Source organism: Agrobacterium sp. CFBP2214, assembly GCF_030209895.1.
Classification (GTDB): Bacteria; Pseudomonadota; Alphaproteobacteria; order Rhizobiales; family Rhizobiaceae; genus Agrobacterium; species Agrobacterium radiobacter.
In genome coordinates this window covers 252,472-274,756 of sequence record NZ_JARVRC010000006.1, presented here as the reverse complement: position 1 = coordinate 274,756, position 22,285 = coordinate 252,472, and the positions used below count along the sequence as shown (strand labels likewise).

The 22,285-nt window shown below is 60.3% G+C and carries 19 protein-coding genes; 4 read left to right on the top strand and 15 right to left on the bottom strand.

Translation table 11 applies throughout. The features are described from left to right. The first annotated feature begins 117 nt into the window (after window positions 1-117). Window positions 118-813 (top strand): FkbM family methyltransferase, encoded by a 696-nt coding sequence (locus QRN60_RS16940; protein ID WP_112295565.1) that lies wholly within the window; start codon window positions 118-120, stop codon window positions 811-813. A gap of 254 nt (window positions 814-1,067) precedes the next feature. After that, window positions 1,068-1,904 carry an alpha/beta fold hydrolase gene (locus tag QRN60_RS16935; protein ID WP_020812002.1) on the top strand — a complete coding sequence of 279 codons (837 nt, stop codon included), beginning with the start codon at window positions 1,068-1,070 and terminating at the stop codon, window positions 1,902-1,904. A 55-nt stretch (window positions 1,905-1,959) separates the two neighbouring features. On the opposite strand, the gene QRN60_RS16930 is transcribed toward QRN60_RS16935, so the two are convergent. From QRN60_RS16930 to QRN60_RS16900, 7 genes are all read right to left on the bottom strand, one after another. Next, the gene (locus tag QRN60_RS16930) at window positions 1,960-3,342 is read right to left on the bottom strand and encodes an FGGY-family carbohydrate kinase (protein ID WP_112295566.1); all 1,383 of its coding nucleotides are present in this window, start codon (window positions 3,340-3,342) and stop codon (window positions 1,960-1,962) included. After that, window positions 3,339-3,662, bottom strand: coding sequence for an L-rhamnose mutarotase (gene rhaM / locus QRN60_RS16925; protein WP_020812004.1), 324 nt, complete (start codon window positions 3,660-3,662; stop codon window positions 3,339-3,341). Before rhaM ends, QRN60_RS16930 begins: the two co-directional genes overlap by 4 nt. Before the next feature lie 3 nt (window positions 3,663-3,665). Further along, window positions 3,666-4,676: an ABC transporter permease gene (locus QRN60_RS16920; protein ID WP_112295567.1), complete on the bottom strand. Its 1,011-nt coding sequence runs from the start codon at window positions 4,674-4,676 to the stop codon at window positions 3,666-3,668. Further along, window positions 4,673-5,674, bottom strand: a complete 1,002-nt coding sequence (locus QRN60_RS16915) for an ABC transporter permease (protein WP_129566970.1) — start codon at window positions 5,672-5,674, stop codon at window positions 4,673-4,675. Before QRN60_RS16915 ends, QRN60_RS16920 begins: the two co-directional genes overlap by 4 nt. Window positions 5,675-5,687: 13 nt before the next feature. Then, the gene (locus tag QRN60_RS16910; RefSeq protein WP_003507006.1) at window positions 5,688-7,223 is read right to left on the bottom strand and encodes a sugar ABC transporter ATP-binding protein; all 1,536 of its coding nucleotides are present in this window, start codon (window positions 7,221-7,223) and stop codon (window positions 5,688-5,690) included. A gap of 207 nt (window positions 7,224-7,430) precedes the next feature. After that, complete coding sequence (gene rhaS / locus QRN60_RS16905) at window positions 7,431-8,441, bottom strand: rhamnose ABC transporter substrate-binding protein (protein WP_003507005.1); 1,011 nt, start codon at window positions 8,439-8,441, stop codon at window positions 7,431-7,433. Between the two features lie 47 nt (window positions 8,442-8,488). Continuing rightward, a complete protein-coding gene (locus QRN60_RS16900) occupies window positions 8,489-9,319 on the bottom strand; it encodes a DeoR/GlpR family DNA-binding transcription regulator (RefSeq protein ID WP_003507004.1) in 831 nt (276 codons plus the stop codon). A gap of 200 nt (window positions 9,320-9,519) precedes the next feature. Here QRN60_RS16900 and QRN60_RS16895 point away from each other — a divergent pair, with 200 nt between their 5' ends. Both QRN60_RS16895 and rhaI read left to right on the top strand, forming a co-directional pair. Beyond that, window positions 9,520-11,616: a bifunctional rhamnulose-1-phosphate aldolase/short-chain dehydrogenase gene (locus QRN60_RS16895; protein ID WP_129566969.1), complete on the top strand. Its 2,097-nt coding sequence runs from the start codon at window positions 9,520-9,522 to the stop codon at window positions 11,614-11,616. A gap of 188 nt (window positions 11,617-11,804) precedes the next feature. Next, window positions 11,805-13,097 (top strand): L-rhamnose catabolism isomerase, encoded by a 1,293-nt coding sequence (rhaI, locus tag QRN60_RS16890; protein WP_284765918.1) that lies wholly within the window; start codon window positions 11,805-11,807, stop codon window positions 13,095-13,097. Window positions 13,098-13,255: 158 nt separating this feature from the next. Here the strand turns inward: rhaI and panB are convergent, their stop codons facing one another. From panB to QRN60_RS16850, 8 genes are all read right to left on the bottom strand, one after another. Continuing rightward, window positions 13,256-14,095: a 3-methyl-2-oxobutanoate hydroxymethyltransferase gene (panB, locus tag QRN60_RS16885; protein WP_112295569.1), complete on the bottom strand. Its 840-nt coding sequence runs from the start codon at window positions 14,093-14,095 to the stop codon at window positions 13,256-13,258. After that, the gene (gene panC / locus QRN60_RS16880) at window positions 14,092-14,970 is read right to left on the bottom strand and encodes a pantoate--beta-alanine ligase (protein ID WP_112295570.1); all 879 of its coding nucleotides are present in this window, start codon (window positions 14,968-14,970) and stop codon (window positions 14,092-14,094) included. Before panC ends, panB begins: the two co-directional genes overlap by 4 nt. A 151-nt stretch (window positions 14,971-15,121) precedes the next feature. Further along, window positions 15,122-15,892 (bottom strand): enoyl-CoA hydratase-related protein, encoded by a 771-nt coding sequence (locus QRN60_RS16875; protein ID WP_003506995.1) that lies wholly within the window; start codon window positions 15,890-15,892, stop codon window positions 15,122-15,124. A gap of 5 nt (window positions 15,893-15,897) precedes the next feature. After that, window positions 15,898-16,809 carry a hydroxymethylglutaryl-CoA lyase gene (locus QRN60_RS16870; RefSeq protein WP_003506994.1) on the bottom strand — a complete coding sequence of 304 codons (912 nt, stop codon included), beginning with the start codon at window positions 16,807-16,809 and terminating at the stop codon, window positions 15,898-15,900. A 1-nt stretch (window position 16,810) separates the two neighbouring features. Next, window positions 16,811-18,802 (bottom strand): acetyl/propionyl/methylcrotonyl-CoA carboxylase subunit alpha, encoded by a 1,992-nt coding sequence (locus QRN60_RS16865; RefSeq protein WP_112295571.1) that lies wholly within the window; start codon window positions 18,800-18,802, stop codon window positions 16,811-16,813. A 7-nt stretch (window positions 18,803-18,809) separates the two neighbouring features. Beyond that, a complete protein-coding gene (locus QRN60_RS16860) occupies window positions 18,810-20,411 on the bottom strand; it encodes a carboxyl transferase domain-containing protein (protein WP_112295572.1) in 1,602 nt (533 codons plus the stop codon). An 8-nt stretch (window positions 20,412-20,419) separates the two neighbouring features. Then, on the bottom strand, window positions 20,420-21,592 hold the full coding sequence (locus QRN60_RS16855; RefSeq protein WP_031234246.1) for an isovaleryl-CoA dehydrogenase: 1,173 nt from the start codon (window positions 21,590-21,592) through the stop codon (window positions 20,420-20,422). Window positions 21,593-21,673: 81 nt separating this feature from the next. Next, complete coding sequence (locus QRN60_RS16850) at window positions 21,674-22,147, bottom strand: Lrp/AsnC family transcriptional regulator (protein WP_003500312.1); 474 nt, start codon at window positions 22,145-22,147, stop codon at window positions 21,674-21,676. Between the last annotated feature and the right edge of the window lie 138 nt (window positions 22,148-22,285).

Genomic DNA, 22,285 nt, shown 5'->3' with positions numbered 1-22,285 from the left:
GTCATATTGTTGCTTGCGAAAACCGATACCGGTTGCCGCAACGATGCTGTAGAGCATTCCCGGTCGATATGGGATCATTCCGACGAAGCGGCCGGGTTTTGCGAAAAGGCTTGAGACATGGAAATACTGGACGTGCATGGAGTTGCCCTGCCTCTTTCTTCCGACGAGGTGTCGCCCGTCATCTGGCAGGCGCTGACCGACGGCAGCTACGAGGCGAAAGAGGCCCGCAGCGTCCTGAAAGCCATCAAGCCCGGCGATCGTGTGCTGGAGCTGGGCTCCGGTATCGGGATCATCACGTCGATCATTGCTGGCATTGAGGACGTTTCCGTCTGGGCTTTCGAGGCCAACCCCTCCACGGCGGCGCTGGCGGAGCGGGTGATCAAGGCGAATTGCCGCGGTAATGTCGTGTTTTCGCAGGGACTTCTTACCGCCGACGAGCCGAGCTCCTATTCTTTTTACGTTCGCAAGGATCTCTGGATGTCGTCCATGGACGAAAAACAGGGCCCCTATGAAAAGCGCATCGAAATCTCCTCCGCCAATATCGATAAATTTATCGCCAGCCGGGGCATTACCGCGCTTGTCATGGATATCGAGGGCGCGGAACGCGACCTGCTCGGCAGGGCCGATCTGACCGGCGTGGAGCGGATATTCGTGGAGCTGCATGACCATCTTTACGGTCTCGCCGGGGTTCGCGATATCATGCAGGCGTTGACCGCCAAGGGATATGCCTATGATCCGCGCGGTTCACGCGGGCCCTGCGTCCTGTTCTCGAAGGACGAGAGCCCGAGAGAATACGATCCCGAGGTTGACTGAGGCCGAGGGTCGCGTCGAATTCAAGGAACCGTCCGCCTGTCATCTCGTTCTTACCCGTGCATGAGGGCGTGGAGCGGGTCGACGCGTGTGCCGGAACGGGTATGCGGTTCGAAAAGATAATTTCATAAACAGCAATTCATTCTCAATTATTGTTGCAATTGTCGCAACCGTTATCCTGCGTCATCATCCCTCCATCAAACCGGCGCACAACAGGCTGCACCGGAGATGCCAACGCAACCGAAGGAGAAACGATCATGGGCTTTGTTAAGACGACAGACGGAACCGAAATCTTCTACAAGGACTGGGGCCCGAAGGACGCTCAGCCGATCATGTTCCACCATGGCTGGCCGCTCAGCTCCGATGACTGGGATGCGCAGATGTTGTTCTTCGTTTCCAAGGGTTTTCGCGTCGTCGCCCATGACCGCCGTGGTCATGGCCGTTCCGCCCAGGTTGCCGACGGTCACGATATGGACCACTACGCCGCCGACGCCTTTGCCGTCGTCGAAGCTCTCGATCTGAAGAATGCTGTCCATATCGGCCACTCCACCGGCGGTGGCGAAGTTGCCCGTTATGTTGCCAAACATGGCGAACCCGCCGGCCGTGTCGCCAAGGCGGTTCTCGTTTCCGCCGTGCCGCCGCTGATGCTGAAGACCGAGGCCAATCCGGAAGGCCTGCCGATGGAGGTTTTTGACGGCTTCCGTTCTTCGCTCGCCGCAAACCGCGCGCAGTTCTTCCGCGATGTGCCAGCCGGCCCGTTCTACGGCTTCAACCGCGATGGTGCGACCGTTCATGAAGGCGTTATCCAGAACTGGTGGCGTCAGGGCATGATGGGCGGCGCAAAGGCCCATTACGATGGCATCAAGGCCTTCTCGGAGACCGACCAGACCGAAGACCTGAAGAATATCAGCGTTCCGACGCTGGTGCTGCATGGCGAAGACGACCAGATCGTGCCGATTGCCGACTCTGCACTGAAGGCCGTGAAGCTCCTGAAGAACGGCACGCTGAAGACCTATCCCGGTTTCTCGCACGGCATGCTCACCGTCAACGCCGATGTGCTGAACGCCGATCTCCTGGCCTTCATCGAGGGCTGATCCTTCTGCAAAATCATAATGCGGCCGATCATTCGGCCGCATTTTTTGTTTCGCATCAGGCCAGACGGCCTCGCCAGGCATCGCGGTAAGAAGTGAGGCCGGGAATATCGTGCAGCGTGAAATGGCGCTCGCGACCAGAAAGCGGTTTGATGCCGGTGAGCAGGGCCGCGCCTGCGCTGGTGCCGGTAGACCCTTCGACTGCCGTTACTTCCGTCTCTGCAAAACCGGCCAGCGCCTTCAGATAAAGGGCGTTGCTGGCGAAGGGGCCTTCCACAAGAATTGGACCTTTCCGCCCGATGAGCGAAAGGCTGAATTCCGTCATCAGTGCAAGATAAAGCGACGTCGCCGCGTGCCGTTCCGCAGCCGTGGCATTTTTATCGCCGATCCAGCGCGCCGCCTTGTCGGGAAATGGACCGGAGCCGCTGACGACGCTCGGCAGCAGCATCATGCCTCTGGCAACCACGCCGCTGAGCGCCGCGTCTATCGCTTCGTCTTCCGCTGCCCCGAATTGTTGCGCGAGCATTTCATATTCCCTGCCGCCCATGAAGCGGGAGGAGGGAACGGGACGGCCGAAAGCATCGACATTCAGGAGTGTGTCACGGGTGGGATCGAGCGCACCCGCCGCGCCGCCAATGGCGAAATTCACCACCCAGGTGCCGGTGGAGACGACCGAAAAATCACCGTCCCGGCGCAGAAGATGCGGCAGGAGCGACGCGTTGGAATCGTGGATGCCACAATAGACCGGCATATGCGGCGAAAGGCCGGTTTCCATTGCCAGCGATGGGCGGATTGTTCCCAGCACATCAAAAGCGGAGCGAACCGGCGCCATCAGCTGCTCGATGCCGAGACGCGCGACGAGCGAGGAGAAACTCTTCCGCCGCGGGTTCCAGAGATCCGTATGGCAGCCGAGCGAAGTCGTTTCCGTGGCCTGAACGCCGGTCAGCCGCCCCGCCCAATATTGCGCATAGGTGACAATACTTTGCACTCTGGAGAAATCGTCCGGAAAGGCCTCTTTCTGGAAATGGATTTGCGCGCCAAGGTTCAGCCCGGCGGGAAGCTGCGGTGAGCCGGTCTCGGCAAAATCGGGCCTGATGTCACGATAGGCTTCCTGAATGGCTGCGGGGTAGCTGTGTTCATAATCTAGCACGGGCATGGCGAGATCGCCGTTCCCATCGAGAAGCGCTGCCGAAGCGCCATGGGTGGTGATGGAAATCGCATCGAAACCGTGCTGCTGGCCGAACCGCTGAAGGGCGGAGAGAATGAAGCGCCAGAGCATTTCCACATCGTAATGCGGATAAATTCCATCGCGAAGGACAGGGTTCGCCTGTTTCTCGGCAGCAATCTCCTCTCCGCTGCCGGTGTCGATGACGACGACCTTGGCATTGGTCTTGCCGATATCGATGACCGCGACACGGCCCGGTTTGATGCTGTCGGTCATGGCAGATGGAACACCGTCACCAGATCTTTCGCAATGGGCGAATTGTCCGGATTACTCTCCATGATGTCAGCCATATGCGCCCACCACTTCTTCATCACGGGATGGTCGGGCAGTGCCGCCATGCCGTGGTTCTTCGGCCGCGTCAGCACGCCGAAAAGGATGCTGGTTTCCGGGTCGAGATGGATGGAATAATCGCTGACGCCCGCCTCATGCAGCAGCGCCACCAGTTCCGGCCATATCTCGTCATGGCGTTTTTTATATTCGGCCTCTTTTCCGGCAAAGAGTTTCATCCTGAAGGCGTGTTTTTCGAATTCCGGCATGGCTCAGCCTCTCATGGCCCGAAGGCGGCGCACAACGATGGGGATGGCGATGGTGATGATCAGCAGCAGGCCGACGAAGATCGACATGACGATACCAGGCACATTGAGCAACCCAAGCCCAAAGGTGACGAGGCCCATGACGAAGGCCGCGATGACCACACCTGCGATGGTGCCGGAACCGCCGAGAATGGAAACGCCGCCCAGCACCACCATGGTCACCACCTCAAGCTCCCACCCTTGAGCGATCGACGGGCGCGTGGAGCCGAGGCGCGAGGTGAGGCAGACGGCGGCGATACCGCTCATCAGGCCGGTGAGCAGGAACAGGATGAACTTCACGCGTTCAACGGGAATGCCGGAGAAACGGGCGGCGAACGGGTTGTTGCCGATCACATAGACCTGCCGGCCGAAATTGGTGGCGTGCAGCAGGATGGCGAAGAGGATTGCCATGACGATGAACAGCACGAATTCGAAGGAAATGACGGAGATGACGTAACCCTGACCGAAATAGGCGAAATCGGCCGGGTATTTGCCATAGGCCTGATCGCCTAGCACCATGTAGGAAATGCCGCGAAACAGGCTCATCGTGCCGATGGTGACGACAATGGACGGCAGTTTCAGCCCTGCGACCAGAAAACCGTTAAATGCCCCGCATAAAAGCCCGGTGCCGATGCCGATGGCGACGAGGCCCGGCGTGCCGATGCCCATCTGCACCGCAGCGCCCATGGCGGTGGAGGCGAGCGCAATGATGGCGGCGACGGAAAGATCGATTTCGCCGGCGATGATCAGCAGCGCCATCGCAAAGGCGATAATCGCCTTTTCGGTGAAATTGAAGGTCGCGTCCGACAGGTTCCAGGCATTGAGGAAATAGGGCGAGGCCAGCGAATTCGCGATAAAGATGAGGATCGCAACGCTAAGCAGCAGCACTTCCCAACTGGCCATGATGCGGCGTAGCGGCGTGCCGAGCTTGTCTGGAATGATGCGCGCGTTCTGCGTCGGTTGAGATGGCGTGCTCATGCTGCGGCCTCCTCGGCCTGATCGGCTGCGGCTCGGTCACGCAGGATGATGCGGCCTTTTCTGGCTTCGGCGCGGGCGTTGAAGACGACGGCGAGCACGATCACTACGCCGGAAATCGCCATCTGCGCGAAGGGCGAGATGCCGATGACGGGTAGGGCGTTCTTGATGACGCCGAGGAACAGCGCGCCGAGCACTGCACCTGCCACCGAGCCGATGCCGCCGGCAATCGAGATGCCGCCGATCACATTCGCCGCCACGCTGTCCAGCTCGAAACCGGCGGCGATGTCGACATAGGCAACCGCATAACGCGATACCCAGAGATAGCTGGCGAGGCCGGCAAGTGCGCCTGACAGCACGAAGGCGAAGAAGCGCGTGCGGCCCACATCGATGCCCGCATAGACGGCCGCGCTCGGATTACCGCCCGACGCATAGGCCGAGCGGCCAAAGGAGGTGCGGCTGAGCACCAGCCAGGCGCCAGCGATGATGAGGATCGCCACCCAGGAAAGGACAGGCATGCCGAGGATCATGGTGCGCGGCACATTGAGGAAGGTCGGCGAAAGCTGGTGCGCATTCACCCAGCCGCCGCCCGAAAGCACGAATGCCATGCCGCGATAGATGGTAAGCGTGCCGAGCGTGACGACGATGGGCGGAATGCCGAGCCACCAGACGAGCACGCCGTTAAGCGAACCGAGAAAAGCGCCGATGCCGACCGCCATGACGATGAGAAGCGGCAACGGAATGCCCGGAAAGGCGGCATTGGTCATCGCCACCGCCATGCCGGTAAAGGCGAGATTGGCGGCAACGGAGAGATCGATGGATTTGGTGAGAATGACCGCCATCTGGCCCAGCGCCAGAATGATAAGGATGGAAGTATCGTTGAAGATATTGACGAGATTGGCCGGCCGGCCGAAACCGGGCGCGCGCAGCGCAAAACCGGCGATCATGATGAGGATGATACCCGCCAGCAGCCATTCGCGATTTTTGAGTAGACGTTGCATGGTTTTGCCCCTCTCAGGCATTGCCGGTGGCGGCGCGCACCAGCTTTTCCGGAGAAAAATCGGCGCGTTCGAACTGGCCCGCCATCAGGCCTTCGCGCATCACGATGGCGCGATCGGACATGCCGAGGATTTCGGGAAGTTCGGATGAAATCATGATGATGGAGAGTCCCTCGGCGGCAAGCTCGCTGATGAAGCCATGCACGGCGGCTTTGGAGCCGATGTCGATGCCCTTGGTGGGTTCATCGAGAATGATGACCTTGGGCTGGGTGGCGAGCCATTTGCCGATCACCACCTTCTGCTGGTTGCCGCCCGAAAGCGTGCCGACGGGCACCGAGAGGGCGGCGGCGCGCAGATCGAGCCGCGAGGCATATTTGCGCGCCAGCGCGAATTCATTGGCCGCGGCCAGAAATCCCTTGCGCGAGGTTCGCGTGAGGGAGGGCAACGACATGTTCTGGTAAATCGGCATTTCGAGCGCGAGACCGTGGCGGCCGCGCTCTTCCGGCACATAAACGATACCGGCGCGGATCGCATCCTCCGGCGAACGGATGACGAGCGGTTCGCCATTGAGGGTAATCTGTCCGGAGGCCGGGCGAGTAATGCCGAAAAGCGACTGGCACAGTTCCGAACGCCCGGCGCCGATCAACCCGTAAAGGCCGAGAATTTCGCCCTTGCGCAGATCGAGCGAAATATCGCGGAATTCGGTCTGGTGCGAATAGTCGCGGACCGACAGAACCGTCGGGCCGAGGGTGACGGCCTGTTTCGGAAAGGCGTTCGTGACATCGCGGCCGACCATCAGGCGTACGATTTCGTCCTGCGGCGTGGCGGCGAGATTGCCCGCGCCGACCATCTTGCCGTCCCGGAACACGGCGTAATTTTCGGCGATCTCATAGACTTCGTCGAACTTGTGGCTGATGAAGAGGATCGCCTTGCCCTGCCGCTTCAGATTTTCGACGATGCGGAAGAGATCGTCGATTTCCTTGCGGGAAAGAGCAGCCGTCGGTTCGTCCATGATGACGATGCGCGCCTCGACCGACAGCGCGCGGGCGATGGCGACGAGATGGCGCTGGGCAATGGACAAGTCCTTCAGCCGGATCGTCGGATCGATGGTGCTTTCGAGCTGTTCCAGCAGAACCTTTGCGCGGGCATTGATGGTCTTCCAGTCAATGAGGCCGAAACGACCCTTTGGCGCATGGCCGAGAAAGATGTTCTCACCGACGGAAAGCTCATCAAAAAGAACGGTTTCCTGATGAATGGCGGTCACGCCGGCATCGATGGCGTCTTGCGCGCTGTGAAAATGGACAGGCTGGCCATCGAGAAGGATTTCGCCCTCGTTGGGGCGATAGATGCCGGTGAGGATTTTGACGAGCGTGGATTTTCCCGCACCGTTCTCGCCGATCAGCGCGGTGACTTTGCCGGGATAAAGCGCGATATCGACGCCATCCAGGGCTTTGACGCCGGGGAATATCTGGCTGATGCCGCGCATTTCCAGAATGGGCGTTGAATTTGAAGCCTCGACGACATCTAAAATTTTCGTTTCGATACGCATCATCCGTCTTACCGGTCAGTTTTGATTGAAGCGGTGAGGGGCACCCCCCTCTGCCCTGCCGGGCATCTCCCCCTCAAGGGGGGAGATCGATATGTGGCGACCTCTCGGCCATCTCCAACGTTGAGGATGAGCGAGCGTTCTCTTCCGGCCGATCTCCCCCCTTGAGGGAGAGGGGGGTAACCCTCCACCCGCCGTCAGCGGCTACTCAGGTCAAAAAATCTTCGAGAACTGATCGATATTCTTCGCGTCATAAACGAAGGGATCGGCCATTGCCGCTTCGCTGTTTTCACCAACCTTGATCTTGCCCATCCGTCCCGCTTCGATTTCCGAGCCCGGCTTGCCGTCTGCCTCGCCCTTCACAAGGCGATAGGCGATCTGGGTGGCGGAATAGCCGAGGTCGATCGGGTTCCAGATGGCGAATTCCTTGGTTGCGCCCGATTTGATGGCGCCGGCCATCTCGGACGGCAGGCCAAGGCCGGTCACAAACACCTGGCCGATCTTGCCCGCATCCTTCACGGCCTGCGAGGCGGCGAGAACGCCAACCGTCGTCGGTGCGACGATGACCTTCACATTCGGCTGCGAGGAAAGCAGGCCCTGCGCTTCGCGGTAGCTCTTGTCGGCAAGGTCGTCACCGTAAACGGTGGTGACGAGGTTGAGGCCGGGGAAATCCTTCAGCTGCTTTTTCATCTCGTCGATCCAGATATTCTGGTTCGTGGAGGTGGTGGTGGCCGAAAGAATGGCGAAATCGCCCTTGCCGCCTTCCAGATGCGATGCGGCAAGCTGCAGGCACATCTTGCCGATCAGTGCGTTGGACGAGGGGTTGAGCTGGAGAATGCGGCCCTCAGGCGCTACGCCGGAATCCCAGGAAATGACCTTGATGCCGCGCTGCGCCGCCTTTTTCAACGCCGGAACCACGGCGTCGGGGTCATTGGCGGAAATGGCGATGGCATCGACGCCCTGCGCGATCAGCGAATTGATGACTTCGATCTGGCCTTCCGCCGTGGTGCTGGTCGGGCCGGTATAGATGATCTCGACGCCGCCGAGGTCCTTTGCGGCCTCCTGCGCGCCCTTGTTGGCGGCTTCGAAAAAGCCGTTGCCGAGCGATTTGACCACCAGTGCGATCTTCACATCGGCTGCCTGGGCAACGCCGCCCAGTCCAGCGACGGAGAGCGCCGCGCTGAGCGCCAGAGCGCTCGTCAATGTTCTGCGTGTAAGTTTCATGTCCCTTTTCCTCCCGTTTTGAACCTTTTTCCTCCCTCCGGTGCTCCTCAGGCGACCGAAGAAGAATCCTCTTCATCCGATGGGGTGGCTGTCTTGCCATCCTTCACCGCGCCGGCGATCAGCAATTCGACGCCGGCATCTTCCACCATCCTCGCCGCCTCATCGGAAATCCCGTCATCGGTAATGATGGTCGAGACGTTTTCGAGCGGGCATAAAATGAGGCTGGATCGTTTTCTGAATTTCGAAGAATCGACCATCACGATCAGTTCTTCCGCCTGCCGCATCAGCTTCTGCTCGCTCTGGATGACCAGTGCGTCTGACTCCATGATGCCGAGCGCACCCACGCCCTGCGCACCGAGAAAAATGCGTCGTGCATAAAAATTGCGGATCGCATCATTCTCGAAAGGCGACAGGATGAGGCTCTGGTCGCGATAGATCGCGCCGCCCGGCACACTGACATTGCATTTGGAATGCTTGACCAGATGTTCCGCAATCGCGAAGGAATTGGTCATCACCTGCAGACGGCGCGCCGCCATGTAGTGCACCATCTGGAATGTCGTCGTGCCGCCATTCAGGATGATCGCATCGCCATCATTGCAGAGATCAACCGCCTTGCGCGCAATTGCGCGTTTTTTGTCGATGTTGACCGATTCGGATACACGGAATGGCCTTGCCGCGAGATTGCCGAGCTGCGGCGGATGTACCGCTTCGGCTCCACCACGCACGCGGCGCAACTTGCCCTGAACGTGCAGCGACGCGATATCCCTGCGGATCGTCGCTTCCGACGCATCCGTCAGTTCGGCAATATCCTGCACCGTCACGACAGCTTTTTCCTGTGTGGCGCTCAAGATGATGCGATGGCGTTCGCGTTCGTGCATGGGGTCCTCCTGATCGTGATTATTCGCAATCTCTTTACGTTGTCAATCAAGAACGATCAAATTAATCAATATCGCGCTGCAACATGAAAATTTATGATCGTTTTTGATTGACATTGTGCTTTTGGATGCGCGATATCTGCCGTCAAAGGAGGCGGGCCGGTATCGGCTCCGCGAATGCAGACAGATATTGGGAGGAAGACATGACGGGAAAATCCCGCCTTCTCGAAAGCCGTTGGGACGATGCTTACGCCAAGACGCTCGATGAGCCGGGCAAGCTGCTTTATCGCTCCAATCTGCTCGGCGCGGACAAGCGCATCACCAATTATGGCGGTGGCAACACATCCGCAAAGGTGCTCGAAACCGATCCGCTGACGGGCGAGAAGGTCCGTGTCATGTGGGTGAAGGGTTCCGGCGGCGATGTCGGCACCATCAAGCTCGACGGTTTTGCGACGCTTTATCTCGACAAGCTGGAAGCGCTGAAGGGCATTTACAAGGGTGTGGAGGACGAGGATCGTATGGTCGGCTTCCTGCCGCATTGCACCTTCAACCTCAATCCGCGCGCGGCCTCCATCGATACGCCGCTGCACGGTTTCGTACCTTATGATCATGTCGACCACATGCATCCCGATGCGATCATCGCGATTGCCGCCTCCAAAAACTCGAAAGAGCTGACGCAGCAGATCTTCGGCGATGACATTGGCTGGCTTCCCTGGCGCCGTCCGGGCTTTCAGCTCGGCCTCGACCTGGAGGCTTTCGTAAAAGCCAATCCCAAGGCCAAGGGCGTCGTGCTGGAAAGCCATGGCCTGTTCACCTGGGATAATGACGCCAAGGCGTGTTACGAACTGACGCTCGCCATCATCAACAAGGCGATTGAATGGTTCGCTGCGCAAACCGAAGGAAAGACGATTTTCGGCGGTGCTACGGCAAAAAGCCTGCCGGTTGCCGAACGCCGCGCCATCGCCACCCGGCTGATGCCGGAAATTCGTGGCCGCATCGGCCGTGAGGAACGCAAGCTCGGCCATTTCGACGACCAGGATGCGGTTCTCGAATTCGTCAATTCGAAAAATCTGAAGCCGCTGGGTGCGCTCGGCACATCCTGCCCCGATCACTTTCTGCGCACGAAAATCCGCCCGGTGATCCTCGATCTCGATACCGCACATCCTGATGTGGACGCGTTGATGGCGGGTCTCGACGAGGCGCTGGAGGCTTACCGCGCCGATTATACGCGCTACTACGAAGCCTGCCGCCACGACAATTCACCTGATATGCGCGACCCGAACCCGGTGATTTTCCTGATCCCCGGTGTCGGCATGCTGTCGTTCGCCAAGGACAAGGCGACGGCCCGTATCGCCGGCGAATTCTACGTCAACGCCATCAACGTCATGCGCGGTGCTTCCACCGTGTCCGACTATCAGGGCCTTCCCGAGCAGGAAGCCTTTGATATCGAATATTGGCTGTTGGAAGAGGCAAAGCTGCAGCGCATGCCGAAGCCGAAGAGCCTTGCCGGTCGCGTGGCTTTTGTCACCGGTGGCGCCGGCGGCATCGGCCGTGCAACCGCCGAACGCCTGGCGGACGAGGGTGCCTGCGTGGTGCTCGCCGATATTGACGAAGCGGCGCTGGATGCGGCCAAGGGCGATTTCGCCAAGCGTTACAGCACTGACGCGGTGCGTACCGTCAAGCTTGACGTGACGAAGGAAGATGCCGTGATTTCCGCCTTCGCGGAAGCGAGCGTGGAATTCGGCGGCGTGGATATTCTCGTCTCCAATGCCGGCATTGCCTCTTCCGCTCCGGTGGAAGACACGACACTTGCCATGTGGAACAAGAATATCGACATTCTCGCCACGGGCTATTTCCTCGTTTCGCGGGAAGCATTCCGGCTGCTGCGGCGTCAGAACCTCGGAGGCAACGTCGTTTTCGTTGCGTCCAAGAACGGCCTTGCATCCTCGCCCAATGCTTCCGCTTATTGCACGGCGAAGGCTGCGGAAATTCATCTGGCCCGTTGCCTCGCGCTGGAAGGGGCGGAAGCGGGTATTCGCGTCAACACCGTCAATCCCGATGCCGTGCTGCGTGGCTCGAAAATCTGGAACGGAGAGTGGCGCGAGCAGCGCGCGGCCTCGTCCAAGATCGAGGTGACCGATCTGGAGGAGCATTACCGCAAGCGCTCGATGCTGAAGCTCAATGTGTTCCCGGAAGACATCGCCGAAGCGATCTACTTCCTGGCGTCCGATGCTTCCGCCAAGTCGACCGGCAACATCATCAATGTCGATGCCGGCAACGCGCAGAGCTTTACGCGGTAGGACGTTCGGCACGTTCTCACTTCCGTCATTCCGGCCCTGAGCCGGAATCCAGCCAGCCCAAGTCCTTGGGCTGAAAAGACTCTCTCCGCCGCACAGACGTGCGTCGGCTGGATTCCGGCTCAAGGCCGGAATGACGGAGGTGAGCGCGATGAACTAGCATGCACTGGACCGATTCCCGGGAGGAAGAGATGACCGAGACGAAAATCGCCGCCGACATCATCGCGGCCGAAAACGAAAAACGCGCTGGCGCGCTGAAGGACGATTATCAGGCGCTTGGCAACCAGCTGGCCCGTCGCAATATCGATATCGACGCAGTCACGGCCAAGGTCGCGGAGTTTTTCGTCGCCGTGCCGTCCTGGGGCGTTGGCACCGGCGGCACCCGCTTTGCCCGTTTTCCCGGCGCGGGCGAGCCGCGCGGTATTTTCGACAAGCTGGATGATTGCGCTGTCATCAACCAGTTGACACGGGCGACGCCGAACGTCTCCCTTCACATTCCGTGGGACAAACAGGACCCGAAGCGTTTGAAGGCCCATGCCGCTGCGCTGGGTCTCGGCTTCGATGCCATGAATTCCAACACGTTTTCGGACGCGCCGGGTCAGAGCCATTCCTACAAATATGGTTCGCTCAGCCACACGGATGCCGCGACGCGCCGGCAGGCCGTCGAGCACAACATCGAATGTATCGAGATCGGTAACGCCATCGGCTCGAAGGCGCTGACGGTTTGGGTGGGCGATGGCTCCAATTTCCCGGGCCAGAGCAACTTCACCAGAAGTTTCGAGCGTTATCTTGCGGCCATGGCCGATATCTACAAGGCGCTGCCGGATGACTGGCGTATCTTTTCCGAACACAAGATGTATGAGCCGGCTTTCTATTCCACTGTCGTGCAGGACTGGGGCACCAATTACCTGATCGCCAATACGCTCGGTGAAAAGGCCTTCTGCCTCGTTGATCTCGGCCACCATGCGCCGAACACCAATATCGAGATGATCGTCGCCCGGCTCATCCAGTTCGGCAAGCTCGGTGGTTTCCACTTCAACGATAGCAAATACGGCGATGACGATCTGGATGCCGGCTCAATCGAGCCATATCGCCTGTTCCTCGTTTTCAACGAACTGGTGGATGCCGAATATCGCGGCGTGAAGGGTTTCCATCCCGCCCATATGATCGACCAGTCGCACAATGTGACGGACCCGACAGAAAGCCTGATTTCCAGCGCCAACGAAATCCGCCGCGCTTACGCGCAGGCGCTGCTGGTGGATCGCGCGGCTCTCGATGGCTATCAGCAGGATAATGATGCGCTGATGGCATCAGATATGCTGAAAAGGGCTTACCGTACCGATGTGGAGCCGATCCTCGCCAAGGCCCGGCAGCTGGCGGGCGGCGCTATCGATCCGGTGGCGACCTATCGGGCGAGTGGTTATCGCAAGCAGGTTGCGGCGGAGCGCCCGGCTTCGGTTGGCGGTAGTGGCGGGATTGTGTAGTCGTTCGCTTTGCTGGATGCAAAGCCTGCGATCAGGCCGAATATACCGCTGAGAGCTGACAGCGTCGCCTCAACCTCTCCTCCGTCATCCTCGGGCTTGACCCGAGGATGACACCGAGTTTTAGTCAGGGCGTTGTCCAGCAAGTCAGTCCGGATCCTTCAATCGCGCGAAGGCGATTGCCTGCGAACCTGAAACGTATGCTCCGGCCCCGGAAACGCCCCGGAGCGCACCTCATCTGCATAACTTGCCGCCGCTTCCGAAACGGTCGAACCTAAATCGGCGAAACGCTTGACGAATTTCGGTTTGAAGTCAGTGAAAAGGCCGAGCATGTCGTCGGAAACGAGCACCTGCCCGTCGCAGGCCGGAGATGCGCCGATGCCGACCGTCGGCGCGGCGAGTTTTTCGGTCAGTTCCCGGGCCAGCGGCTCGACGGTGCCTTCCACGACGATGGCGAAGGCGCCGGCCTGATCGACTGCAATCGCGTCACGCCAGATTTTCTGCGTTTCCGCGTCCGAATGTCCGAGCGAGCGGAAGCCGCCGGCGGTGTGCACCAGCTGTGGCATCAGCCCGACATGGCCGAAGACGGGAATGCCGCGCGCCACCAGAAAGGCGATGGTCTCCGCCATCTCCTCGCCGCCCTCCAGCTTAACGCCGTCGCAGCCGGTTTCCTGCATCAGCCGCACGGCGTTGCGGAACGCCCGTTCCTTGGATTCCTGATAGGTTCCGAAGGGAAGATCGACGATGACGCAGGCATGTTCGACGCCACGCATGACGGCGCGGCCGTGGGCGATCATCATGTCCAGCGTGACGCCGACCGTCGTGTCCATGCCGTAAAGCACCATGCCGAGGGAATCGCCGACCAGCAGCAGATCGCAATGCGGATCGAGCAGGCGGGCAATCGGCGTCGTATAGGCGGTCAGGCAGACGATGCGCGCCTCGCCTTTCATCTGCCGGATGGAGGCTGTTGTCAGCCGCTTGTGTTTTCCATGGGCGCTCATTGGGCAGCCTCCCGTTGATCGATCTTGACGCGCCCGATGACGCGGTTGTCGAGGAGCCGTGTACTTCCGACCCTGACGAACAGCGCCACCAGCACCGGTCCCGCCTGCAATGAAGCAATGGGGGCGAGCGTATCGGGATCGCGCACGGCGACGACTTCCGGTGAGGCCAGCGGCTCGGCGGCGATGAATTTTTCTATGGCTGCCTCGAATGCGGCTGGGTCGTCGAAGCCTTCAGCATAAAGCCGTTCCGCTTCGTCCAGCGCGCGCGGCACGATCACGGCGGCGGCGCGTTCTGCGGGGTTTAGATAAACGTTACGCGAGGAGCAGGCGAGCCCGTCGGCCTCGCGCACGGTGGTGACGGGCACGACCCTGACCGGCTGGGCGAGGTCCTCAACCATGCGGCGGATCAGTGTCACCTGCTGATAGTCTTTCTCACCGAAATAGGCGGCATCCGGCTGGACGAGGTTAAAAAGCTTGGTCACGACGGTCGTGACGCCGGCGAAATGCCCCGGCCGCACCGCGCCTTCCAGTTGGCTACCCAGTTCGGGCACATCCACGACGGTCTGCATCGGGCGCGGATACATCTCGGAAACGTCTGGCGCGAAAAGAATGTCGACATCAGCCTCTTCCAGCAATGCGCTGTCGCGGGCGAGATCGCGCGGGTAACGGGCCAGATCCTCATTCGCGCCGAATTGCAGCGGGTTGACGAAGATCGAAACCACTGTCACGCCGTTTTCCGCTTTGGCTTGGGCAACGAGCGTCAGATGACCGATATGGAGAAAGCCCATGGTCGGCACGAAGCCGATGGTTTTGCCCGCACGGCGAAAGGCAGCGGTGGCATCCCGCAATTCGGCGACGGTTTTTACAAGCTGCATGGGTCTCCTCCGGCTCCTCCAATCGCGGTCCGGCGAAAGGTGCTGGATAGAACGCGATTTGCCCAACGGGGTCAACGCACGCATCGGGATTATATCGATTGACCCCAGGACGACTTTCGAAAAAATCGGTCCTCGGGCAGCGCGGCGGCGATCACTCCACCCAGTGCGGCTTCCTTTTTTCGGCAAAGGCCAATCGCCCCTCCCGCGCCTCGTTGCTGCCGCTGATCGTGGCAATGACGCTTTCGGCAAAGGCAAGCCGCTCGGCGGACGACATATCGCGCATCTTCAGCAATGCCGCCTTTCCGGCCGCGATCGCGCCCGGCGCATTCTGCCGCAGCCGGGCGAGAACATCCTCAACCACGCCGTCGAGTTCGGCCGAAGGGACGGCCCGAGTGACGAGGCCAAGACGCTCCGCGTCAGCAGCGCTGATCGCGACGCCGAGATAGGCCATTTCCTGAAGCTGGCCCAGTGGCACCTTCGCCAGCAGCTTTGCCGCCACCATGGCCGGGAAAAGCCCGACGCGCACTTCCGGCAAACCGAATTCGGCATGAGCGGCGGCATAGGCAAGATCACAGGCGGCAACGAGGCCAAGCCCGCCGGCCAGAACCCGGCCATTGATGCGGGCCATGACGATCTTGTCGCAGGCCTCGATGGCGCGCATCACATCGGCAATGGGGTTCGTTCCATCCGGCGAGAGGAACATGCCGCCGGCGCTTTCCTTGAGGTCTGCCCCGGAGCAAAAGCTGCGGTCTCCGGCGGCCGTTATCACCACGGCGCGCAGGCCACCATCACTCGATGCCGCGCGGATGGCCTTCGCCAGGGCGTCCGTCATTGCGGCATTCAACGCGTTGTGCACCTCCTGCCGGTTGAGTGTCAGCCAGAGAACGTCCTTGCGCCTTTCGCTCAGCAGTTCATCCGCCATGCGCGTCACCCTTCCTGTCTTGCCGCAAGCAGCGCCTTGCCGGCGCGGGCTGCATTCGGTCTGCCGAGATGCCGGCTGATCCAGTCGCCGGTTTTAGCCACTGCCATCAGGTCGATACCGGTTTTAATGCCAAGCCCCTGCAACAGATAGACGACGTCTTCGGTGGCGACGTTGCCGCTGGCACCCGGCGCGAAGGGGCAGCCGCCCAGCCCGGCGACGGAACTGTCGAAGACGGAGATACCTTCATCCAGCGAGGCCAACACATTGGCGACGCCCTGGCCATAGGTATCGTGAAAATGCATGGCGATTTTTTTGCGCGGAATGTTGGCCGACACCCGTTCGATGATTTTGCGAATATGCGCGGCCGTGCCGATGCCGATCGTATCGCCGAGCGAGATTTCGTAACAGCCAAGCGCGATAAGCGCCTCGGCCATCGCCGCCACCTCATCGGGCGCGACCGCGCCGTCATAGGGGCAGCCGGCAATGCAGGAAACGTAACCGCGTATGAGGATGTTTCGCCCGCCCGCCGCCTCCGCAACATGGCGCAGGCGCTCGAGGCTTTCGGCGCGCGAGCAGCCTATATTGTGCTGGCTAAAGCCTTCGGAGGCGGACACAAAAACGGCGATTTCCGTCACGCCGGCTTCAATGGCGGCCTCGAAACCTTTCATATTGGGAACGAGCACCGGATAGGCGGTGCCGGATCGTCGTTTGAGGCCCTGAAATACCTCCTTCGAGTCAGCCATTTGCGGCACTTTTTTGGGCGAGACGAAAGCGCCCGCTTCCACCGCAGTCAATCCGGCTGCGGCCAGCCGCTCGATCAGCTCGATCTTGATGGCGGTTGGAACCTCGGCGCTTTCGTTCTGCAGGCCATCGCGCGCGCCCACTTCGACGATTTTTACCGTTCGGGGCCAGCTCATGTCATGCTCCCTCCGGTTCGAAATCCACCAGCACCGCACCGGCCGCGACCATATCGCCCTCGACGCAATTGATGGCCGTGACCGTACCTTTCGCCGGTGCACGGATCGTGTGCTCCATTTTCATCGCCTCCATCACCACTAGCGCCTCGCCGGCTTCAACCGCAGCACCGTTCCGGCTCAGCAAAGCACGGATAACGCCAGGCATGGGTGCTTCCAGACCACCGGTATGGGTGGAGGAATCCTCGATATCGACGGGATCAGGCTGGGCGATGCGATAATGTTCGCCATCCAGGAAAAGCGCGTAACTGCCGCCTTCTGCAAAAAAATGGCCCTGCCGTTTCCTGTCTTCCGCGGTTGCACGGAATTTGCCGTCGTCCGAGAGGCTGCCATGGGCGCTGATCGTCCGTCCGTCGATGGCAAGCGAAAAACCGTCCGCCTCATGCGTGACGCCGACGTTAAGCGGCTGGTTCTCAAAGGTGAAATACAGCGTTTCCCGCGACGGCGCGTTGAGGCGGAAGGCGGCTGCCGTGTTCCACGGGCTATAGGGATCGGCCTCTGAACCTGACTTTCCGTTTTTCTGCCGCGAGAGCAGCAGGCCCAGCGCGGCCATCGCTATCTCGTTCCCATCCTTCGGGGCCGGGGCAAAAAGCACGACATCGTTGCGGGCTATGAAGCCCGTATCGAGTTCGGCTTTTGCGAAGGCCTCCAGTCCCGCAAGCCGGGTCAGAAAGGCGGCATTGCTGGCGACGCCACAGATCGCCAGATTTTCCAGCGCCAACCGCAGACGCCGCACCGCCGATGGGCGATCACGATCCCAGACGATCAGCTTGGCGATCATCGGATCGTAATGCACGGTAATGGCGTCGCCGGCGCGGATGCCGCTGTCTATCCTGACGTGAGGGCCTTGATCGGGAAAAATGAGTTGGCTGATCGTGCCGATCGACGGCAGGAAATCGTGCGCCGGGTCTTCGGCATAAATCCGGGCCTCGATGGCGTGACCGTTTATGTCGAGATCGGCCCAGTCCTGCGGCAGTGCCTCACCATCCGCAACACGGAGCTGCCATTCGACCAGATCCAGGCCGGTAATATATTCCGTCACCGGATGTTCGACCTGAAGCCTTGTATTCATTTCCATGAAATAGAACTCGCCGGAAGGGTCGAGCAGGAATTCCACCGTTCCCGCGCCGCGATAGTCGATGGCGCGGGCGGCGGCGACCGCCGCTTCATACATGCGTTGCCTGAGCGCATCGGGCAAGCCGGGGGCGGGGGCTTCCTCTATGACCTTCTGGTGCCTGCGCTGGATCGAGCAATCGCGCTCGAAAAGTGAGAAACAATTACCGTGGCCATCGGCAAAGACCTGCACTTCCACATGTCGCGGCCGCTCCAGATATTTTTCGATCAGCATGCGGTCATTGCCGAAGGCGGCCAGCGCCTCGCGTTTTGCGCCGGCAAGTTCCGCCGCAAATTCGCGTTTCTTCCGCACGATGCGCATGCCCTTGCCGCCGCCGCCGGCCGAGGCCTTGAGCAGAACGGGATAACCTATGGCGTCCGCTTCACTGCGAAGCCGCTCTTCCGCCTGATCCTCACCGTGAAAGCCGGGAACGACGGGAACGCCCGCCTTCGCCATCAGCGCTTTCGCCTCGCTTTTCCCGCCCATGGCGCGGATCGCTGCCGCCGGCGGGCCAATGAAAACAAGACCGGCGGCGGCACAGGCTTCGGCGAAACCGGCATTTTCCGAGAGGAAACCATAACCCGGATGGACCGCTTCCGCGCCGGTCGCTTTTGCGGCGGCGATGATTTTTTCGCCGTCGAGATAGGAGGCACGTGCGGGCGCGGGGCCAATGGCGATTGCCTCGTCGGCCAGTGCCACATGCATGGCGTCACGGTCGGCATCCGAATAGACCGCGACGGTGCGGATGCCCATCTTGCGGGCGGTGCGGATGATCCGGCAGGCGATTTCGCCGCGGTTGGCGATCAGTATTTTTGAGAACATCGTCGCCTCACATCCTGAATATGCCGAAACGGGTGGGTTCAATCGGCGCGTTCAGCGCGGCCGACAGGCCAAGGCCGAGCACGAGGCGGGTATCCTTCGGGTCGATGATGCCATCGTCCCACAGTCTTGCACTGGCATAATAGGGGTGACCTTCCCGCTCGTATTTTTCCCGGATCGGCTGTTTGAACGCCTCCTCGCCCTCCTTGGACCAGTGGCGGCCATCCGCCTCGATGCCGTCGCGCCGGATTTGCGCCAGAACGGATGCCGCCTGCTCGCCGCCCATGACGGAAATGCGCGCATTCGGCCACATCCACAAAAAGCGCGGCGAATAGGCGCGCCCGCACATGCCGTAATTGCCCGCACCGAAGGAGCCGCCGATAATGACGGTGAATTTCGGCACTTTAGTCGATGCGACGGCGGTAACGAGCTTGGCGCCATCCTTGGCGATACCATCAGCCTCATAAGCCTTGCCGACCATGAAGCCGGTGATGTTCTGCAGGAAGACCAGCGGAATGCCGCGTTGGCAGCAGAGTTCGATGAAATGCGCGCCCTTCAGCGCCGATTCCGAAAACAGGATGCCGTTATTGGCGATGATGCCGACGGGATAGCCGTGGATATGAGCAAAACCGCAGACCAAAGTCGTGCCGTAAAGCGCCTTGAACTCGTCGAATTCGGAACCATCCACCAGACGCGCGATGATCTCGCGCACCTCGAAAGGCTTGCGTGTATCGGCGGGAACGATGCCGTAAAGTTCTTCCGCCGGATAAAGCGGCTCCGCTGGCTCGCGAATATCCAGTTCCACTTGTTTGCGGCGGTTAAGGGTTGAGACGATCCTCCGGGTCAGCGAAAGCGCGTGGCGGTCGTCGTGGGCGTAGTGATCGGTGACGCCGGATTGTCGCGAATGCACATCTGCGCCGCCGAGTTCTTCCGCGCTTACCACTTCGCCGGTTGCCGCCTTCACCAGCGGCGGGCCGCCGAGAAAGATCGTGCCCTGATTTTTGACGATGACGGACTGGTCGCTCATGGCGGGTACATAGGCCCCGCCCGCGGTGCAACTGCCCATCACCACTGCAATCTGGGCAATGCCTTCTGCAGACATATTGGCCTGATTGTAAAAGATGCGGCCGAAATGATCACGGTCGGGAAACACCTCGTCCTGATTTGGAAGGTTCGCGCCGCCGGAATCCACTAGGTAGATACAGGGCAGTCGGTTCTCAGTGGCGATCTCCTGCGCGCGCAGATGTTTCTTCACGGTCAGCGGATAATAGGTGCCGCCTTTCACCGTCGCATCATTGGCGACGATCACGCATTCACGGCCTGACACCCGGCCGATGCCGGTGACGATGCCGGCGGCGGGAACGGGTTCGTCATAGACCTCGTAAGCGGCGAATTGCGAGAATTCGAGAAACGGGCTGCCGGGATCGAGAAGCGCCTCGATCCGGTCGCGCGCCAGCAATTTGCCACGGGACAGATGCCGTTCGCGGGCCTTGTCGCCGCCACCCCGCGTGATTTTTTCGACGTGCTGCCTCAGGTCGTCCACCAGGCCAGACATGAACGTGGTATTGGCGGTGAAGGTGGGATCGCGGTTCAGACTGGATGTAAGCTTCATCGCGTTCCTCACCCGTTGCCTTTGACCAGTTCGCGGCCGATCAGCATCCGGCGGATTTCGCTGGTGCCCGCGCCGATTTCATAAAGCTTGGCGTCGCGCAGCAGCCGTCCGGCCGGGCTTTCATTGACGTAGCCGGAACCGCCGAGAAGCTGGATCGCGTCCAGCGCCACCTGCGTCGCGCGCTCGGCAGCAAAAAGAATCGCGCCTGCCGCATCCTGCCGCGTGATGCGGCCATTGTCGCAGGCGCGTGCCACGGCATAGACATAGGCGCGGGAGGCGTTCATGGCCGAATAGATATCGGCGAGCTTTCCCTGCACCAGCTGGAATTCGCCGATCGGCTTGCCGAATTGCTTGCGCTCGCGCGCATAGGGCAGCACCAGATCGATGGCCGCCTGCATGATGCCGACGGGGCCTGCGGCCAGCACGGCGCGCTCGTAATCCAGCCCGCTCATCAGCACCGTCACCCCGTCGTTGAGACGCCCGAGGATATTTTCCTCCGGCACCTCGCAATCCTCGAAAACCAGTTCGGAGGTTGGCGAGCCGCGCATGCCGAGCTTGTCGAGTTTTTGTGCGGGGCGAAACCCCTTGAAGCCTTTCTCGATCAGAAAGGCCGTGATGCCGCGCGGGCCGGCGGACATGTCCGTCTTGGCATAAACCACCAGCGTATCCGCCTCGTGGCCATTGGTGATCCACATCTTCGTGCCGTTCAGCACATAATGGTCACCCTTGTGCTCCGCCTTCAACCGCATCGAGACGACATCTGACCCGGCTTCCGTTTCGCTCATGGCAAGCGAACCGACATGCTCGCCGGAAACCAGCTTCGGCAGATATCTGCGCTTCTGATCTTCCGTTCCCCAGCGATGAATCTGGTTGATGCAGAGGTTGGAATGGGCGCCATAGGAAAGGCCGATGGAAGCGGAAGCCCGGCTTATCTCCTCCATCGCCACGCAATGGGCGAGATAGCCCATGTCAGCACCGCCGTACTCTTCCGAAACGGTGATGCCGTGCAGGCCGAGTTCGCCCATCTGCGGCCAGAGCTTGCGCGGAAACTGATCGTCGCGATCGATCTCGGCGGCGAGCGGGGCTATTTTATCGTCGGCGAATGCTCTTGCGCTGTCGCGCAGCGCTGCGATTTCCGGGCCGAGATCGGCATCGAAAATAGCGGCGAGGTTCAAACTCATCGCGTCTCCTCCTCCGGACGGCCGTTTGTCTCCGTCCCTCTCGTCAGCGGCCAGCACCTCCTCCGTGCTGGCAACTCTCATTTATGGCGCGTCACCTCCGGTGAAGGCGGCTGAACGGCGCACGAATGTCTTGATGGCGAAATTGGACTGGATGCGCGACACGCCGGGAACCGTGGTCAGGAAATCCAGAAGCTGCTGATAATGCGGCAAATCCCGCACCATGGCATGAATGAGATAATCGGAACTGCCGCTGGTCTGGTAACCGCCCACCACTTCCGGAATGGAGGCGACGTGGTGTTCGAAGGTCGTCAATGCTTCCTTGATCTGCCGCTCGAGCGTGACGGAAATGAAGACACCCATATTGCCGAGCAGGCGGTTCTCATCGAACACGGCGGTATAACCGCGAATGATGCCTTCCTCTTCCAGCTTGCGGACACGGCGCAGCGTCGGCGTGAAGGAAAGGCCGATCCGGGCCGCCAGATCGCGCCAGCTCACCCGCCCGTCATCGCCGAGCACATGCAGAATCTTCTGGTCGAAACTGTCGAGCTCAATCATGGATCATTTGCTCTATGATATGACTATTTGTTGGATCAAAGATATCGCCAATCAAAAAACTGTCAATCAAAATAGCTTTGAAATGAATTCGAGATAGTGATAGCGTTCACGTCAGTCGAGGTCTGGAGGAGATCACGA